Annotated in this window: 1 protein-coding gene; it reads right to left on the bottom strand. The window is 30.0% G+C overall.

What is annotated here, in order from left to right:
• Positions 1 to 234: hypothetical protein (locus SB724_RS19530; protein WP_410572435.1), on the bottom strand; the 234-nt coding region annotated here is incomplete at its 3' end.
• Positions 235 to 357: the final 123 nt, after the last annotated feature.

The following is a 357-nucleotide window of genomic DNA, read 5'->3' as shown; positions in this document are numbered from 1 at the left end:
ATACAATGTTACCAATGTGCCTTCTGGTGCAAGTTGTTTTTTGGCTAAAGGTGCCTTATAACCATATACCGTTTTTTGTTTTGTAGAAGCAACTCCTTCGATGTTAGATGTTCCGATGGCAAGCATTTCCTGGGCTAGTTTTTTATCGAAAAAGCTTTGGGGAAAAAGTTTATTTTGAGCATAAGTAAAAATTCCTGATAAGAGGAAAAGTAGAAAAAAATGTTGTTTTTTCATGGTGAATCAATTTGTGTTTGTAACAAAATTAATATTTTATTTGACAAAATATTAATTTTATGATAAAAATATCATAACTTTTACTTTAAATACGCATTTTTAGACAAACTCAGAAGCATCTGG

The sequence above is a fragment of the Bacillus sp. SIMBA_031 genome, from assembly GCF_046535225.1.
Classification (GTDB): domain Bacteria; phylum Bacillota; class Bacilli; order Bacillales; family Bacillaceae; genus Bacillus; species Bacillus velezensis.
The sequence above is the reverse complement of the archived record's forward strand: the minus strand, read 5'-3'. Positions and strand labels throughout refer to the sequence as shown.